This is a genomic window from Pseudomonas sp. TH32, assembly GCF_016650855.1.
Classification (GTDB): domain Bacteria; phylum Pseudomonadota; class Gammaproteobacteria; order Pseudomonadales; family Pseudomonadaceae; genus Aquipseudomonas.
This window is the reverse complement of sequence record NZ_JAEKFA010000002.1, coordinates 4,830,133-4,846,751: the sequence shown is the minus strand read 5'-3', so window position 1 is coordinate 4,846,751 and position 16,619 is coordinate 4,830,133. Positions and strand designations below refer to the sequence as shown.

Sequence of the window (16,619 nt, the reverse complement as noted above, 5' to 3'; positions counted from 1 at the left end):
TGTACGCAGGCGATCAGCGCGGGCAATAGGCCTTGTTGATGGCGCCGGCGATCTTGCGCGTCAGCCAGCGCGGGCTCAGCCGCGGGCTGAACGCCAGCCAGCGATTACGCCGGCCAGGGATGATGATGGCTTTGTTCTTGGCCAGGGCGCGCACGGTGTAGAGCGCGACTTCCTCGGGACTCATCAGCTGTTGGCTGCGGTCCAGCTTGGCGGTGTCCATTTGTGCGGTGCCGAAGAACGCGGTGCGGGTCGGGCCGGGGCAGAGTACCGAGACCTTGATCCCGCAGGTCTTCAGTTCCTCGCGCAAGCCTTCGGAGAAGTGCAGCACGTAGGCCTTGCTGGCGTAGTAGGTACTCATCCACGGCCCCGGCTGGAAAGCGGCAACCGACGCGACGTTGAGAATCTGCCCGCCGCCGTGCAGGGCCATGGCATTGCCGAGGGCGTGGCACATGCGGGTCAGGGCCAGGATGTTGACCTCCATCAGGTCCTGCTCGGTCATCCAGTCCTGCGCCAGGAACGGGCCGCTGGTACCGATGCCGGCGCAGTTGACCAGCAGGTCGATCTGCCGTTCGCCTTCCTCAAGTTCCAGCAGGAACCCGGACAGCCGCAAGGGCTCGCCCAGGTCGCAGGCGCGGAACAGCACCTCGACGCCAAAGCGCTGAGTCAATTCGATTGCAATGCTTTCCAACTGATCACGCTGGCGGGCCACCAGAATCAAGCTGCGGCCGCGACGTGCCAGTGCTTCGGCCAAGGCCAGGCCGATACCGCTGGAGGCACCGGTGATCAGAGCGTAACGGGTCATGCGTTTCTCCATCGCAACGCTACCGGGCCTGTGACAGAGGCGTCACAGGCGTCGGGCGTTTTTCACTGTTGCGTAGAGTCTACAGGTTCGGCTGTGTCGTCAGCACTTTGCACATCGACTTCATCGACGGTGGTGGCCTGGTCGCTGTCGTCATCGGAATTGATGGAGCTGCTTTCGTAGCTGCCGCCTACGTCGCTTTCCAGTTGATCCAGGTAGCCGCTCATGCCCACTAACACTGCGCCGGCAAACACCAGCGGAATGAATGCCAGCCACAGGGCGGACAGGATTTTTACCGCGGTAGAGTTGCGCGGCGGTGGTGCGCCGTACTGGTTGGCGCCTGTATTGCCCGGGAGAACCATCAGCAGAATCGGGAAGATGCTGCCTACGAAGGGCACCAGGTGCAGGAACCACAGCCAGCCCGACCAGCCCAGGTCATGCAGGCGCTGCACCGTGATCTGCACGCTGACCCATACCGCGGCCACGAGGAGGGCGATCCCGGCCAGGAAGCCAATGACCATGGCAATCGTCGGGGACACCGCCGCGATCCCCAGCCCGACAGTAAAGAACGCGCCCGAGACGAGCAGCATCACCACGCTTAACACCAGCGTCCATGCCAGGAAGCGCAGGCGCCCGATACGTCCGTTGACGGTGAATACTTTAAGGGTGGAAAACTCCGGCAGGTTCTCGCCGACGGCGGCCCGGGGAGGGGCGTAAGGCGAAGCGGCCGGGCGGGTGTAATCAGTGGCGCTGGCGGAGTCCGTTTCGTGGGTTTCGGCAAGGCTGAAGGCGACGGGTTGCTCTTCTTCAATGCGCGCATCGACCCCGGCGTTTTTCAGCGCTTGCAGGTAGGTCTCGGCATCGGCGCGGGAAAGGTCGCGTTTCAGGGCGACCGGGCGGCCGGTGAAGAGCTTTTCGATGGCTTCCACCTCGCTTTTGAACAGCTCGGCGAGGTTAAGCTTGGCGGTGGTGCTTTCGACACCCGGGAGCAATGCGCCATCAAACACAATCTTGAAACGGTTGTCGCTCATGCGGGCATCCTTGTCACTTGAATGGGAGAGGCCTGCTTCGATCAGCAGGCTTTACATCGCGGATCAGCGTGGCCAGCGTTTAGGCAATTGCGCCGCGTGCTCGAGCGCCTTGCGGTATTCGGCATCCAGGCGGGCCACGAGTTCATCGACGCTGGGCAAATCATCAATTTCACCGACGCCCTGGCCGGCAGACCACACGGTCTTCCAGGCTTTGGCTTCGTCGTTGAGTGGCTTGAGCTTGGAGCCGAAATTGACTTCGCCTTTGCCTTGCAGCGCAGCGAGGTCGAAACCGGCGTTTTCCAGGCTCTGGCGCATGAAACTTGCGGGAACGCCGGAGACGGCTGGAGTGTGCACGATGTCGGCGGCGCGCGATGTGAGCAGCATCTCTTTATAGGCATCCGGGGCATGGCTTTCGGTGGTGCCGATAAAACGGGTACCGAAATAGGCCAGGTCGGCGCCGAGCAGTTGCGCGGCCAGGATCTCGTGGCCGTGGTTGAGGCAGCCCGCGAGCAGCAGGGTCTTGTCGAAGAACTGACGGATTTCTGCAATCAGCGAGAACGGGCTCCAGGTGCCGGCATGGCCGCCGGCGCCCGCTGCCACGGCGATCAAGCCATCCACGCCGGCTTCAGCGGCTTTCTCGGCATGACGCCGGGTGGTGACGTCGTGGAAGACCAGGCCGCCGTAGCTGTGTACGGCGTCCACCAATTCTTTCACCGCACCCAGGCTGGTGATGACGATCGGCACTTTGTGCTCGACGCAGATCGCCAGGTCAGCTTCCACACGCGGGTTGCTGTTGTGCACGATCAGGTTGACCGCATAGGGCGCCGGTTTGTCCAGCAGCGCCAGGCCCGCTTCGATCTCTTCCAGCCACGCCTTGAAGCCGCTGCTTTCCCGCTGGTTGAGCGCCGGGAAGCTGCCGACGATCCCGTTACGGCAGCAAGCCAGGACCAGTTGCGGGTTGGAAATCAGAAACATCGGCGCAGCCACCACGGGCAGGCGCAGGTTTTGTTCGAGCGAAGCGGGCAGCGACATTGGAAGTACCCCGAGTAATAGGAATTAGAACGGTTTGACCACGACCAAAATTACGATAGCCAGCAATATCAGAACCGGCACTTCATTGAACCAGCGATAAAAGACATGGCTGCGGGTGTTTTCGCCACGGGCAAAACGTTTTACCTGCGCGCCGCACATGTGGTGGTAGCCGATGAGCAACACCACCAGGGTCAACTTGGCGTGGATCCATGCGCCGGATTGAAAGATGGCGGGGTTGAGGTAGATCAGCCAGCCACCGAAGATCAGGGTGGCAATCATCGCCGGCCCCATGATGCCGCGGTACAGCTTGCGCTCCATGATGCTGAAGCGTTCCTTGCTGACGGTGTCCTCGCTTTGGGCGTGATAGACGAACAGGCGCGGAAGGTAGAACAGCCCGGCAAACCAGCAGACGATGCTGACGATATGAAAGGCTTTGACCCATAGATAAAGCATTTTTAGTTATTCCCAGGTTCACGGTAGCTGAAGATAGTAGTGGCTCAAGCGTCTACACGTCACGTTGACGGTTGTCGCAGGACGATACGGACCCTATTATCGACGGCTTTCCAGTGGGTTCGTTGAGGGCAGGTTTATGGTCAAGGTCGGTATCGTCGGCGGCACGGGTTACACCGGTGTCGAATTGCTGCGTCTGTTGGCTCAGCATCCGCAAGCTGAGGTGGTGGTGATCACTTCCCGATCCGAGGCCGGCCTGGCGGTGGCCGACATGTATCCGAACCTGCGAGGCCATTACGACGGCCTGGCGTTCAGCGTTCCGGATATCGCGACGCTGGGTGCGTGTGATGTGGTGTTCTTTGCCACACCCCACGGTGTTGCCCATGCCCTGGCGGGCGAGTTGCTGGCCGCTGGCACCAAGGTGATCGACTTGTCGGCAGACTTCCGCCTGCAGGACGCCGATGAGTGGGCCAAGTGGTACGGCCAGCCACACGGCGCGCCGGAGCTGCTGGAAGAGGCGGTGTATGGCCTGCCGGAAGTCAATCGCGAGCAGATCAGGCAAGCGCGCCTGATCGCCGTACCGGGTTGCTATCCGACCGCCACGCAGTTGGGATTCCTGCCCTTGCTGGAGGCCGGGTTGGCGGATGTATCGCGGCTGATTGCTGACTGCAAGTCGGGCGTCAGCGGCGCTGGTCGTGGCGCCGCAGTTGGTTCGCTTTACTCCGAGACGTCGGAAAGCATGAAAGCCTATGCGGTCAAAGGCCACCGTCACTTGCCGGAAATTCGCCAGGGGCTGCGTCGTGCAGCCGGCAAAGAGGTTGGCCTGACGTTTGTGCCGCACCTGACGCCGATGATTCGCGGGATCCACTCCACCCTGTATGCAACCGTCGTCGATCGTTCTGTGGATCTGCAGGCGCTGTTTGAAAAACGGTATGCCAACGAACCGTTCGTCGATGTGATGCCGGCGGGCAGCCACCCGGAAACCCGCAGCGTGCGCGGTGCCAACGTGTGCCGTATCGCGGTGCATCGTCCGCAGGATGGTGATCTGGTGGTGGTGTTGTCGGTGATCGATAACCTGGTCAAGGGCGCGTCTGGCCAGGCCGTGCAGAACATGAACATCCTGTTTGGCCTGGATGAGAAGCTGGGCCTGTCCCATGCGGGCATGCTGCCGTAAGTTTTCTGCTGTTGCGCAAAGGCCCGTTGATCGGGCCTTTCGTGTTTTTAATGGCCGCTGCGCAGATTGATATACCGTAACAATAGTTGACCGCTTTTCTAGGAGAAGCGGATAATGCCCGCCATCACGCATATGGCGGCGCTACGCCGGGAGATTATCAGCATGAGCGTTGAATCCTTCACCCCCACGGCTTTGCAATTCACCCACGGTGCTGCGCACAAGGTGAAGAGCCTGGTCGATGAAGAGGGTAATGATCGCTTGAAGCTGCGCGTATTTGTTACGGGCGGCGGTTGTTCAGGATTTCAGTACGGTTTCACCTTCGATGAAGACGTGGCCGATGACGACACCATCGTTGAGCGCGAGGGCGTAAGCCTGGTCGTCGATCCGATGAGCTTCCAGTACCTGGCAGGAGCCGAGGTGGACTATCAGGAAGGTCTGGAAGGTTCGCGCTTCGTGATCAAGAACCCGAATGCCACCACCACTTGTGGTTGCGGGTCTTCGTTCTCGATCTGATCGACAGCGGAAGTAAAAACGCCGCTTGGCCTGGATAGGGTCAAGCGGCGTTTTGCTGTGTGGAGTTCAGGCGGGGTAGATGGCGCCGAGTACGCGAAGGCCACGGGCGCCTGTGACGCTGGGGCGGTTGGCGGCGATGCCTTCCAGGCAGCAATGGGCCAGCCAGGCGAAGGCCATGGCTTCGACCCAGTCGGGGTCTACGCCGTAGGTGGCGGTGCTGCTCACTTGAGTGGCGGGCAGTAAGGCGCTCAGGCGGTTCATCAAGGTCGTGTTGTGGGCGCCGCCGCCGCAAACCAGCAGGGTCTCGGTTTGAGGTTGTGCGGTTTGCAGGGATTCGACGATCGTCTGGGCGGTCAGCTCAAGCAATGTGGCTTGCACATCCTGAGCTGCGAATGACGGTAACCGGCCCAAGTGATGTTCCAGCCATCCCGGGTTGAAGACTTCGCGCCCAGTGCTTTTTGGCCCTTTGGTCACGAAGAATGGGTCGCTGAGCAACGCCTTGAGTAGCAGCGGTTCAACCTTTCCTGTGGCAGCCCACTGGCCGTCGCGATCAAAGTTCTCGCCGCGTTGCTGGTGAATCCAGGCATCGAGCAGGACATTGCCCGGGCCGCAGTCGAAGCCGGCGACCGGTTTGCCGGTCTCGATCAGGCTGAGGTTGCTGAAGCCGCCGACATTCAGCACGGCGCGGTTGCCGGTACGCTCGCCAAACAATGCCTCATGAAAGGCGGGCACCAGCGGCGCGCCTTGGCCGCCGGCGGCGACATCGCGGCTGCGGAAGTCACTGACGACGGTGATTCCGGTCAGCTCGGTGAGCAGCGCCGGGTTGCCTATCTGCACGGTAAAACCCCGTGCAGGTTCGTGGCGAATGGTCTGCCCGTGGCTGCCAATCGCGCGAATGTCCTGGGGCTTGAGCTTCTGCTGGTCCAGCAGGGCGTGAATGCCCTGGGCGGCGAGTGTCACCCAGTGGTGCTGGGCGATCGCCGAGCGGGCAATCTCGTCCGGGCCGCTGGCGCACAGGCCAAGCAACTCGGAACGCAGGGATTCAGGCATGGGGATGTAGTGGGTGGCGATCAGCTTGATCGCCGGGGCCTGCTCGATCAGCGCAATGTCCAGGCCATCAAGGCTGGTCCCGGACATCACACCTATATAGAGCGACATGGCTTAGCGTTTCGCCGAGGCCAGGAGGGTAGAACGCTCCTGATCCATGCGGGCCATCAGTGGCTGGCTCTGCTGCAGGAAGCGAGCGCGCTCGGCCTTGGCGATGGGATCAGCCATTGGCAGCTTCTGGCCCAGAGGGTCGACGTGCACACCATTGACCTGGAATTCATAGTGCAAGTGCGGGCCGGTGGACAGGCCAGTGGTGCCGATATAGCCGATCACCTGGCCTTGCTTGACGTTGCTGCCCGTCTGTACGCCTTTGGCGAAGCCTTGCATGTGGCCATACAGCGTACGGTAGGTGTTGCCGTGCTGGATGATCACCGTGTTGCCATAGCCGCCACGGCGACCGGCCAGCAATACCTTGCCATCACCGGCGGCCTTGATCGGCGTGCCACGCGGGGCGGCGTAGTCGACGCCTTTGTGAGCGCGAATTTTGTTCAGAATTGGATGCTTGCGACCCATCGAGAAACGCGAGCTAATACGTGCGAAGTCAACCGGAGTACGGATGAAAGCCTTGCGCATGCTGTTGCCGTCGGCGGTGTAGTAGCTGCTGTTGCCTTGTTTGTTGGTGTAGCGCACCGCGGTGTAGGTCTTGCCGCGGTTGGTGAACCGCGCAGAAAGGATGTTGCCGGTGCCGACGACCTTGCCGTTGGCGACCTTCTGTTCGTAGATCACGTCGAATTCGTCACCCTGGCGAATGTCCTGGGCGAAGTCGATGTCATAGCCAAACACGCTGGCCATGTCCATGGTCATGCTGTGGGACAGGCCGGCGCGGGCGGCGGATTGCGACAGCGAACTGTTGATCACGCCGTGTACATAGGCAGAGCGCATGACCGGCTTGGTGGTGATGCGATTGAACGCAAAGCCTTTGGCGCCTTTGGTCAGCGTGATGCTTTCCAGGTCGCTGACGTTGCTGTGCAGGTTGTTCAGCTGGCCGTCGGGGGTGAATTCGAATTCAAGCTTCTGGCCGTGCTTGAGTTGGGTGAACTGCCTGGCCTGCTTGTCGCTGGCCAGCACATCGTTAACTGTCGCGGCAGGGAGGCCGACCTTTTCGAACAGGGTCGAAAGGGTGTCGCCTTTGGCAACAATCACTTCACGGTGTAGCGGGTTCTTGGGTGCTTCTACTGCAGGCTCGGCCTGTGCAGTCTCTTTAGTGTCTTCGGCGCTGTTTTCGATCTGGGCAAACGGCGATTCTGCTGCGCCATTTGTGGCTTGTAGTGCGTCGGAAGCGTCTTGATCTTGTGTCAGTTGCTCAACCGGACTTTCAAGGTCAAGGCTCAGTGTCGTTCGTTTGGCTTCTACATCGCTGGAAGGGAATACCAGGAGTGCCAGGCTCAGAAGGGCGGCGATCCCACTTGCGGCGAGCAGGTGGGTCTTCGGGTAAAGCGGCGGCGCTTTAGACGGTTCTGTGGTCATAAGTAATTTTGACTTTGAAAAGATGAATTGGAAAAGATGAATGACATGATGAAGATGAAATAACTGTATAAAATATAACCAAATCATCTGTGGTGCAAGCTTGCGAACGCTAGGCTTGCTGAACGGTGTCCGTGCGCAGGGCAAAACTTGTAATTAGTCCCTGATCTTGTATGGTTGGTTCCCTTTTGAATCTGAGCCTTGCGGGTCTGTTATGAAGTCGGTTGAAGAGCAGCTAGCGCTGATCAAACGTGGTGCGGAAGAACTGTTGGTCGAAGCCGAGCTGATCGAAAAGCTCAAGCGTGGCCAACCCCTGCGTATTAAGGCTGGCTTTGATCCGACGGCGCCGGATCTGCACCTTGGGCATACGGTGCTTATTAATAAGCTGCGTCAGTTCCAGGAACTGGGGCACCAGGTGATCTTCCTTATAGGGGACTTCACCGGAATGATCGGCGATCCGAGCGGCAAGAGCGCTACGCGTCCGCCGTTGACCCGTGAGCAGGTTCTCGATAATGCCGAGACCTACAAGACCCAGGTCTTCAAGATTCTTGATCCGGCCAAGACCGAGGTGGCGTTCAACTCCACCTGGATGGACCAGATGGGGCCGGCGGACTTCATTCGTCTGACGTCCCAGTACACCGTTGCCCGCATGCTCGAGCGCGATGACTTCGACAAGCGCTACTCCACCAATCAGCCTATCGCAATCCATGAGTTCCTCTACCCGCTGGTTCAGGGGTATGACTCGGTGGCGTTGCGTGCCGATGTAGAACTGGGCGGTACTGATCAGAAGTTCAACCTGCTGATGGGGCGTGAGCTGCAGCGTGCGTATGGGCAAGAGGCTCAATGCATTCTGACCATGCCGTTGCTGGAGGGGTTGGATGGCGTCAAGAAGATGTCCAAGTCCTTGGGTAACTATGTAGGTATCCAGGAAGCGCCGGGTGTGATGTACGGCAAGCTGGTTTCGATTCCGGATGCGTTGATGTGGCGTTACTTCGAGCTGTTGAGCTTCCGCTCGATGGACGAGATCAATGCCTTGCGTGCCGATGTAGAGGCGGGTGCGAACCCGCGTGACGTCAAGATCAAGCTGGCTGAAGAGATCGTTGCGCGCTTCCATGGTGAAGAGGCTGCTGCCAGTGCTCACCGCGCTGCGGGTAACCGCATGAAGGATGGCGAGCTGCCGGATGATCTGCCGGAGGTTGAATTGACTGCTGCCGAGGCAATGCCGATTGCGGCCGTCCTTAATAAGGCGGGCCTGGTGAAGAACTCGGCAGTGGCGCGCGACCTTCTGGGTTCCGGTGGTGTGCGTATAGATGGTGAGGTTGTCGATCGCACCTTTATATACGAACTGGGCGCGACCCATGTTTGTCAGGCCGGCAAGAAGGCATTTGCGCGTATTACGCTTAAATCCGAATAAACCTGAAATTAACTGTTGACGGCGATTTATATCTGTCTATAATTCGCCCCACTTCCGGCGCAGTCGAAACGGAAAACTCCTTGGTAAACAAAGAGTTATGTAGGTTTCGACAGCAAGCTGCTTCAGATCATCGAAGCCTGGAAGGAGTTGATAGAGCGGTGTAATTTGGCTCTGTTAACGGTTCGATCTTCTCGGTCGAAAGCGGAGAAAAAGAGGTGTTGACAGCAGCGTGTAACGCTGTAGAATTCGCCTCCCGCTAACGAGAGATCGGAAGCGCAAGTGGTTGAAGTTACAAAGGAAACTTTGAAAACTTCTGAAAATAATCACTTGACAGCAAATGAGGCTGCTGTAGAATGCGCGCCTCGGTTGAGACGAAAGATCTTAACCAACCGCTCTTTAACAACTGAATCAAGCAATTCGTGTGGGTGCTTGTGGAGTCAGACTGATAGTCAACAAGATTATCAGCATCACAAGTTACTCCGCGAGAAATCAAAGATGTAACCAACGATTGCTGAGCCAAGTTTAGGGTTTCTTAAAAACCCAAAGATGTTTGAACTGAAGAGTTTGATCATGGCTCAGATTGAACGCTGGCGGCAGGCCTAACACATGCAAGTCGAGCGGTAGAGAGAAGCTTGCTTCTCTTGAGAGCGGCGGACGGGTGAGTAATGCCTAGGAATCTGCCTGGTAGTGGGGGATAACGTCCGGAAACGGACGCTAATACCGCATACGTCCTACGGGAGAAAGCAGGGGACCTTCGGGCCTTGCGCTATCAGATGAGCCTAGGTCGGATTAGCTAGTTGGTGGGGTAATGGCTCACCAAGGCGACGATCCGTAACTGGTCTGAGAGGATGATCAGTCACACTGGAACTGAGACACGGTCCAGACTCCTACGGGAGGCAGCAGTGGGGAATATTGGACAATGGGCGAAAGCCTGATCCAGCCATGCCGCGTGTGTGAAGAAGGTCTTCGGATTGTAAAGCACTTTAAGTTGGGAGGAAGGGCAGTAAATTAATACTTTGCTGTTTTGACGTTACCGACAGAATAAGCACCGGCTAACTCTGTGCCAGCAGCCGCGGTAATACAGAGGGTGCAAGCGTTAATCGGAATTACTGGGCGTAAAGCGCGCGTAGGTGGTTCGTTAAGTTGGATGTGAAATCCCCGGGCTCAACCTGGGAACTGCATTCAAAACTGACGAGCTAGAGTATGGTAGAGGGTGGTGGAATTTCCTGTGTAGCGGTGAAATGCGTAGATATAGGAAGGAACACCAGTGGCGAAGGCGACCACCTGGACTGATACTGACACTGAGGTGCGAAAGCGTGGGGAGCAAACAGGATTAGATACCCTGGTAGTCCACGCCGTAAACGATGTCAACTAGCCGTTGGGAGCCTTGAGCTCTTAGTGGCGCAGCTAACGCATTAAGTTGACCGCCTGGGGAGTACGGCCGCAAGGTTAAAACTCAAATGAATTGACGGGGGCCCGCACAAGCGGTGGAGCATGTGGTTTAATTCGAAGCAACGCGAAGAACCTTACCAGGCCTTGACATCCAATGAACTTTCTAGAGATAGATTGGTGCCTTCGGGAACATTGAGACAGGTGCTGCATGGCTGTCGTCAGCTCGTGTCGTGAGATGTTGGGTTAAGTCCCGTAACGAGCGCAACCCTTGTCCTTAGTTACCAGCACGTTATGGTGGGCACTCTAAGGAGACTGCCGGTGACAAACCGGAGGAAGGTGGGGATGACGTCAAGTCATCATGGCCCTTACGGCCTGGGCTACACACGTGCTACAATGGTCGGTACAGAGGGTTGCCAAGCCGCGAGGTGGAGCTAATCCCAGAAAACCGATCGTAGTCCGGATCGCAGTCTGCAACTCGACTGCGTGAAGTCGGAATCGCTAGTAATCGCGAATCAGAATGTCGCGGTGAATACGTTCCCGGGCCTTGTACACACCGCCCGTCACACCATGGGAGTGGGTTGCACCAGAAGTAGCTAGTCTAACCTTCGGGAGGACGGTTACCACGGTGTGATTCATGACTGGGGTGAAGTCGTAACAAGGTAGCCGTAGGGGAACCTGCGGCTGGATCACCTCCTTAATCGACGACATCAGCTGCTCCATAAGTTCCCACACGAATTGCTTGATTCATTGAAGAAGACGATAAAGAAGCAGCCCGAAATTGGGTCTGTAGCTCAGTTGGTTAGAGCGCACCCCTGATAAGGGTGAGGTCGGCAGTTCGAATCTGCCCAGACCCACCAATTTTGTGTGGGAAACGCCTGTAGAAATACGGGGCCATAGCTCAGCTGGGAGAGCGCCTGCCTTGCACGCAGGAGGTCAACGGTTCGATCCCGTTTGGCTCCACCACTACTGCTTCTGAAAGTTGAAAGCTTAGAAATGAGCATTCCATCATTGTGATGGTGAATGTTGATTTCTAGTCTTTGATTAGATCGTTCTTTAAAAATTTGGGTATGTGATAGAAAGATAGACTGAACGTTACTTTCACTGGTAACGGATCAGGCTAAGGTAAAATTTGTGAGTTCTCTTAGTTGAGAAATTCGAATTTTCGGCGAATGTCGTCTTCACAGTATAACCAGATTGCTTGGGGTTATATGGTCAAGTGAAGAAGCGCATACGGTGGATGCCTTGGCAGTCAGAGGCGATGAAAGACGTGGTAGCCTGCGAAAAGCTTCGGGGAGTCGGCAAACAGACTTTGATCCGGAGATGTCTGAATGGGGGAACCCAACCATCATAAGATGGTTACCTTACACTGAATACATAGGTGTATGGAGCGAACCAGGGGAACTGAAACATCTAAGTACCCTGAGGAAAAGAAATCAACCGAGATTCCCTTAGTAGTGGCGAGCGAACGGGGACTAGCCCTTAAGTGGCTTTGAGATTAGCGGAACGCTCTGGAAAGTGCGGCCATAGTGGGTGATAGCCCTGTACGCGAAAATCTCTTAGTCATGAAATCGAGTAGGACGGAGCACGAGAAACTTTGTCTGAATATGGGGGGACCATCCTCCAAGGCTAAATACTACTGACTGACCGATAGTGAACTAGTACCGTGAGGGAAAGGCGAAAAGAACCCCGGAGAGGGGAGTGAAATAGATCCTGAAACCGTATGCGTACAAGCAGTGGGAGCAGACTTTGTTCTGTGACTGCGTACCTTTTGTATAATGGGTCAGCGACTTATTTTCAGTGGCGAGCTTAACCGAATAGGGGAGGCGTAGCGAAAGCGAGTCTTAATAGGGCGTCTAGTCGCTGGGAATAGACCCGAAACCGGGCGATCTATCCATGGGCAGGTTGAAGGTTGGGTAACACTAACTGGAGGACCGAACCGACTACCGTTGAAAAGTTAGCGGATGACCTGTGGATCGGAGTGAAAGGCTAATCAAGCTCGGAGATAGCTGGTTCTCCTCGAAAGCTATTTAGGTAGCGCCTCATGTATCACTGTAGGGGGTAGAGCACTGTTTCGGCTAGGGGGTCATCCCGACTTACCAAACCGATGCAAACTCCGAATACCTACAAGTGCCGAGCATGGGAGACACACGGCGGGTGCTAACGTCCGTCGTGAAAAGGGAAACAACCCAGACCGTCAGCTAAGGTCCCAAAGTTATGGTTAAGTGGGAAACGATGTGGGAAGGCTTAGACAGCTAGGAGGTTGGCTTAGAAGCAGCCACCCTTTAAAGAAAGCGTAATAGCTCACTAGTCGAGTCGGCCTGCGCGGAAGATGTAACGGGGCTCAAACCATACACCGAAGCTACGGGTATCATCTTCGGATGATGCGGTAGAGGAGCGTTCTGTAAGCCTGTGAAGGTGAGTTGAGAAGCTTGCTGGAGGTATCAGAAGTGCGAATGCTGACATGAGTAACGATAATGGGTGTGAAAAACACCCACGCCGAAAGACCAAGGTTTCCTGCGCAACGTTAATCGACGCAGGGTTAGTCGGTCCCTAAGGCGAGGCTGAAAAGCGTAGTCGATGGAAAACAGGTTAATATTCCTGTACTTCTGGTTATTGCGATGGAGGGACGGAGAAGGCTAGGCCAGCTTGGCGTTGGTTGTCCAAGTTTAAGGTGGTAGGCTGGAATCTTAGGTAAATCCGGGATTCTAAGGCCGAGAGCTGATGACGAGCTAACTTTTAGTTAGCGAAGTGGTTGATGCCATGCTTCCAAGAAAAGCTTCTAAGCTTCAGGTAACCAGTAACCGTACCCCAAACCGACACAGGTGGTTGGGTAGAGAATACCAAGGCGCTTGAGAGAACTCGGGTGAAGGAACTAGGCAAAATGGCACCGTAACTTCGGGAGAAGGTGCGCCGGTGAGGGTGAAGGACTTGCTCCGTAAGCTCATGCCGGTCGAAGATACCAGGCCGCTGCGACTGTTTATTAAAAACACAGCACTCTGCAAACACGAAAGTGGACGTATAGGGTGTGACGCCTGCCCGGTGCCGGAAGGTTAATTGATGGGGTTAGCTAACGCGAAGCTCTTGATCGAAGCCCCGGTAAACGGCGGCCGTAACTATAACGGTCCTAAGGTAGCGAAATTCCTTGTCGGGTAAGTTCCGACCTGCACGAATGGCGTAACGATGGCGGCGCTGTCTCCACCCGAGACTCAGTGAAATTGAAATCGCTGTGAAGATGCAGTGTATCCGCGGCTAGACGGAAAGACCCCGTGAACCTTTACTATAGCTTTGCACTGGACTTTGAATTTGCTTGTGTAGGATAGGTGGGAGGCTTTGAAGCGTGGACGCCAGTTCGCGTGGAGCCAACCTTGAAATACCACCCTGGCAACTTTGAGGTTCTAACTCAGGTCCGTTATCCGGATCGAGGACAGTGTATGGTGGGTAGTTTGACTGGGGCGGTCTCCTCCTAAAGAGTAACGGAGGAGTACGAAGGTGCGCTCAGACCGGTCGGAAATCGGTCGTAGAGTATAAAGGCAAAAGCGCGCTTGACTGCGAGACAGACACGTCGAGCAGGTACGAAAGTAGGTCTTAGTGATCCGGTGGTTCTGTATGGAAGGGCCATCGCTCAACGGATAAAAGGTACTCCGGGGATAACAGGCTGATACCGCCCAAGAGTTCATATCGACGGCGGTGTTTGGCACCTCGATGTCGGCTCATCACATCCTGGGGCTGAAGCCGGTCCCAAGGGTATGGCTGTTCGCCATTTAAAGTGGTACGCGAGCTGGGTTTAGAACGTCGTGAGACAGTTCGGTCCCTATCTGCCGTGGACGTTTGAGATTTGAGAGGGGCTGCTCCTAGTACGAGAGGACCGGAGTGGACGAACCTCTGGTGTTCCGGTTGTCACGCCAGTGGCATTGCCGGGTAGCTATGTTCGGAATAGATAACCGCTGAAAGCATCTAAGCGGGAAACTAGCCTCAAGATGAGATCTCACTGGAACCTTGAGTTCCCTGAAGGGCCGTCGAAGACTACGACGTTGATAGGTTGGGTGTGTAAGCGCTGTGAGGCGTTGAGCTAACCAATACTAATTGCCCGTGAGGCTTGACCATATAACACCCAAGCAATTTGCTGACCTGAAAAGGCATCAGATTGCGGTGTGTGAAGACGAAATGAACCGAAAGTTCGATTCTTGCAAACACCGAAAGCTGTCACATACCCAATTTGCTGAAGCGAGGCCAACTGGCCACGACTCAGTACCCGAATTTCTTGACGACCATAGAGCATTGGAACCACCTGATCCCATCCCGAACTCAGCAGTGAAACGATGCATCGCCGATGGTAGTGTGGGGTTTCCCCATGTGAGAGTAGGTCATCGTCAAGATTAAATTCCAGAACCCCTGATTGCTAACGCAATCAGGGGTTTTGTTTTTGGGCGGTTGAAAAGTGTTGCGACCGCCTTCAGGTATCTTCAATGCCAAAGTCTTGCCTTTCTATGCAATGGCCTTATGCATGGCTATTATGCCTGCCTCATTGTGAGGCGAGACTTGCATGCTGACGTTGTTGAAACTTCTAAAAGATGGTCGATTCCACTCCGGGGAAGCGCTTGGTGCTGCCTTGGGTGTCAGTCGCAGTGCTGTGTGGAAGCAGCTTCAGCATCTCGAGGCAGAATTGAATCTACCCATCCATAAAGTCCGCGGTCGGGGGTATCAGTTGGCTTCGCCTCTGGTGTTCTTAAATGCTGAAGAAATTGCTCGGCATGTGCCTGTTCCTGCATGGCCTGTTTATATCTTTGACTCCATTGACTCTACCAATGCCGAGGCATTGCGCCTTATCGAGGCGGGCCGCACCGCGCCGTTTCTCGTGCTTTCAGAGCAGCAAACTGCCGGCAGGGGAAGGCGAGGGCGGAAGTGGGTCAGTCCTTTCGCTCAAAACGTCTACTACAGTCTCGTGCTGCGGATCGAAGGCGGTATGCGCCAGTTGGAGGGCTTAAGCCTGGTAGTCGGATTGGCGGTTATGCAGGCGCTGCGGGATGCGGGGGTTCGCAATGCCGGGTTGAAGTGGCCAAATGACGTTTTGGTGGAGCAGAAAAAGATCGCCGGGATTCTCCTGGAGCTGGTTGGTGATCCTGCTGATGTCTGCCATGTCGTCCTGGGTATCGGCATTAATGTGAATATGCAGAAGGCCGAAGAGGTCGATCAGCAATGGACCTCCGTACAGTTGGAGACCGGCAGTGCTGTTGATCGTAACTACCTGGTAGCGCGTCTTGGCGTGCAACTGCAGGCATATCTTGATCGCCACCAGGCTTCCGGTTTTTCCACCATCCAGAGTGAATGGGAGCAGAGCCATCTGTGGCAGGGTCGATCGGTGTCGCTCATCGCGGGTGTGAATCAGATTGATGGAGTGGTATTGGGGATCGACGGGCAGGGTGCGTTACGGTTAAGCGTGGATGGTGTTGAAAAAGTATATAGCGGTGGTGAGCTAAGCCTGAGGTTGCGTGATGATTCTTGAGCTCGACTGTGGGAATAGCTTTATAAAATGGCGAGTGCTTGAGTCGGATAGGGCGCGCATCTTTGCAGAGGGCGTCGTTGGGTCGGATGCCTCTCTGATCGATAGCCTGTTCGCGCTCACGGGGCTTGCGTTAAAGGATTGTCGTTTAGTGAGTGTTCGTGCCTCGGATGAGACGAATCAACTGGTCGCTACCCTGGTAAAAGCATTTGGCGTCAACGTCCTCTGCGCTGCTTCAGCAAGGCAGATGGGCGGGGTGCGGAATGGGTATGAAGATTTCGAACGCCTGGGCCTGGATCGCTGGCTTGCTATGTTGGGCGGTTTTCAGTTGGCGTCGGGCGCATGCCTGGTGCTCGATTTTGGCACCGCCGCGACTGCGGACTTCATTGCCGCGGACGGCGAGCACCTCGGAGGCTTTATTTGTCCAGGTATGCCGCTTATGCGTAACCAGTTACGAACGCATACCCGCAAAATACGCTATGACGATATTGCCGCTGAGCGTGCCCTTGAGGCCCTGTCTCCGGGCCGCACCACTGTAGAGGCGGTAGAGCGCGGGTGTACGCTTATGCTGAGAGGGTTTGTGCTCACCCAGTTGGAGTTGGCTCGTAGCTATTGGGGGAGCGACTTCACTGTCTTCCTTACCGGTGGAGATGCCGAGCTGGTGGCGGATGCGGTGCCTCACGGAAGGCTCGTCCCTGATCTGGTTTTTGTTGGTCTGGCGATGGCTTGCCCTTTGTCCTGAG

Annotated in this window: 11 protein-coding genes, 2 tRNA genes and 3 rRNA genes; 10 read left to right on the top strand and 6 right to left on the bottom strand. The window is 56.3% G+C overall.

The genetic code is table 11. From position 1 onward, the window contains the following. Window positions 1-13: 13 nt before the first annotated feature. The 4 genes from JFV30_RS25950 to hemJ form a co-directional block, all read right to left on the bottom strand. Window positions 14-802, bottom strand: coding sequence for an SDR family NAD(P)-dependent oxidoreductase (locus JFV30_RS25950; RefSeq protein ID WP_010167219.1), 789 nt, complete (start codon window positions 800-802; stop codon window positions 14-16). Between the two features lie 62 nt (window positions 803-864). Then, a complete protein-coding gene (locus JFV30_RS25945; protein WP_201125496.1) occupies window positions 865-1,830 on the bottom strand; it encodes a DUF805 domain-containing protein in 966 nt (321 codons plus the stop codon). Window positions 1,831-1,893: 63 nt separating this feature from the next. Continuing rightward, entirely contained in the window at window positions 1,894-2,862 is a 969-nt protein-coding gene (locus JFV30_RS25940; RefSeq protein ID WP_010167215.1) for an NAD(P)H-dependent flavin oxidoreductase, read from the bottom strand. A 24-nt stretch (window positions 2,863-2,886) separates the two neighbouring features. Next, window positions 2,887-3,315 carry a protoporphyrinogen oxidase HemJ gene (gene hemJ, locus JFV30_RS25935; protein ID WP_169387006.1) on the bottom strand — a complete coding sequence of 143 codons (429 nt, stop codon included), beginning with the start codon at window positions 3,313-3,315 and terminating at the stop codon, window positions 2,887-2,889. A gap of 136 nt (window positions 3,316-3,451) precedes the next feature. Between hemJ and argC the strand changes: the two genes are divergently transcribed. Together argC and erpA are read left to right on the top strand one after the other, a co-directional pair. Next, window positions 3,452-4,486 carry an N-acetyl-gamma-glutamyl-phosphate reductase gene (gene argC / locus JFV30_RS25930; protein ID WP_201125495.1) on the top strand — a complete coding sequence of 345 codons (1,035 nt, stop codon included), beginning with the start codon at window positions 3,452-3,454 and terminating at the stop codon, window positions 4,484-4,486. Window positions 4,487-4,648: 162 nt separating this feature from the next. Further along, entirely contained in the window at window positions 4,649-4,999 is a 351-nt protein-coding gene (erpA, locus tag JFV30_RS25925; RefSeq protein WP_003176443.1) for an iron-sulfur cluster insertion protein ErpA, read from the top strand. Window positions 5,000-5,065: 66 nt separating this feature from the next. On the opposite strand, the gene JFV30_RS25920 is transcribed toward erpA, so the two are convergent. Together JFV30_RS25920 and JFV30_RS25915 are read right to left on the bottom strand one after the other, a co-directional pair. Then, entirely contained in the window at window positions 5,066-6,157 is a 1,092-nt protein-coding gene (locus tag JFV30_RS25920; protein WP_201125494.1) for an anhydro-N-acetylmuramic acid kinase, read from the bottom strand. Window positions 6,158-6,160: 3 nt separating this feature from the next. After that, complete coding sequence (locus tag JFV30_RS25915; RefSeq protein WP_010167202.1) at window positions 6,161-7,573, bottom strand: peptidoglycan DD-metalloendopeptidase family protein; 1,413 nt, start codon at window positions 7,571-7,573, stop codon at window positions 6,161-6,163. A 211-nt stretch (window positions 7,574-7,784) separates the two neighbouring features. On the opposite strand from JFV30_RS25915, the gene tyrS reads away from it, so the two are divergent. From tyrS to JFV30_RS25875, 8 genes are all read left to right on the top strand, one after another. After that, the gene (gene tyrS, locus JFV30_RS25910) at window positions 7,785-8,984 is read left to right on the top strand and encodes a tyrosine--tRNA ligase (RefSeq protein ID WP_017739632.1); all 1,200 of its coding nucleotides are present in this window, start codon (window positions 7,785-7,787) and stop codon (window positions 8,982-8,984) included. A 552-nt stretch (window positions 8,985-9,536) separates the two neighbouring features. Then, a 16S ribosomal RNA gene (locus JFV30_RS25905) occupies window positions 9,537-11,073 on the top strand. A gap of 83 nt (window positions 11,074-11,156) precedes the next feature. Then, window positions 11,157-11,233, top strand: a tRNA-Ile gene (locus JFV30_RS25900). Between the two features lie 30 nt (window positions 11,234-11,263). Then, window positions 11,264-11,339, top strand: a tRNA-Ala gene (locus JFV30_RS25895). A 247-nt stretch (window positions 11,340-11,586) separates the two neighbouring features. Beyond that, a 23S ribosomal RNA gene (locus tag JFV30_RS25890) occupies window positions 11,587-14,480 on the top strand. A 156-nt stretch (window positions 14,481-14,636) separates the two neighbouring features. Beyond that, window positions 14,637-14,752, top strand: a 5S ribosomal RNA gene (gene rrf / locus JFV30_RS25885). The 16S, 23S and 5S rRNA genes sit together here with 2 tRNA genes alongside, the layout of an rRNA operon. 167 nt (window positions 14,753-14,919) lie before the next feature. Further along, on the top strand, window positions 14,920-15,879 hold the full coding sequence (gene birA, locus JFV30_RS25880) for a bifunctional biotin--[acetyl-CoA-carboxylase] ligase/biotin operon repressor BirA (RefSeq protein ID WP_201125493.1): 960 nt from the start codon (window positions 14,920-14,922) through the stop codon (window positions 15,877-15,879). After that, on the top strand, window positions 15,869-16,618 hold the full coding sequence (locus JFV30_RS25875) for a pantothenate kinase (RefSeq protein ID WP_201125492.1): 750 nt from the start codon (window positions 15,869-15,871) through the stop codon (window positions 16,616-16,618). Before birA ends, JFV30_RS25875 begins: the two co-directional genes overlap by 11 nt. The last annotated feature ends 1 nt before the right edge of the window (window position 16,619 follow it).

Excerpts from the sequence above, each read along its gene's own strand:
- JFV30_RS25950 (WP_010167219.1), bottom strand. The coding sequence starts at position 802 with ATGACCCGTTACGCTCTGATCACCGGTGCCTCCAGCGGTATCGGCCTG.
- JFV30_RS25945 (WP_201125496.1), bottom strand. The coding sequence starts at position 1,830 with ATGAGCGACAACCGTTTCAAGATTGTGTTTGATGGCGCATTGCTCCCG.
- JFV30_RS25940 (WP_010167215.1), bottom strand. The coding sequence starts at position 2,862 with ATGTCGCTGCCCGCTTCGCTCGAACAAAACCTGCGCCTGCCCGTGGTG.
- hemJ (WP_169387006.1), bottom strand. The coding sequence starts at position 3,315 with ATGCTTTATCTATGGGTCAAAGCCTTTCATATCGTCAGCATCGTCTGC.
- argC (WP_201125495.1), top strand. The coding sequence starts at position 3,452 with ATGGTCAAGGTCGGTATCGTCGGCGGCACGGGTTACACCGGTGTCGAA.
- erpA (WP_003176443.1), top strand. The coding sequence starts at position 4,649 with ATGAGCGTTGAATCCTTCACCCCCACGGCTTTGCAATTCACCCACGGT.
- JFV30_RS25920 (WP_201125494.1), bottom strand. The coding sequence starts at position 6,157 with ATGTCGCTCTATATAGGTGTGATGTCCGGGACCAGCCTTGATGGCCTG.
- JFV30_RS25915 (WP_010167202.1), bottom strand. The coding sequence starts at position 7,573 with ATGACCACAGAACCGTCTAAAGCGCCGCCGCTTTACCCGAAGACCCAC.
- tyrS (WP_017739632.1), top strand. The coding sequence starts at position 7,785 with ATGAAGTCGGTTGAAGAGCAGCTAGCGCTGATCAAACGTGGTGCGGAA.
- birA (WP_201125493.1), top strand. The coding sequence starts at position 14,920 with ATGCTGACGTTGTTGAAACTTCTAAAAGATGGTCGATTCCACTCCGGG.
- JFV30_RS25875 (WP_201125492.1), top strand. The coding sequence starts at position 15,869 with ATGATTCTTGAGCTCGACTGTGGGAATAGCTTTATAAAATGGCGAGTG.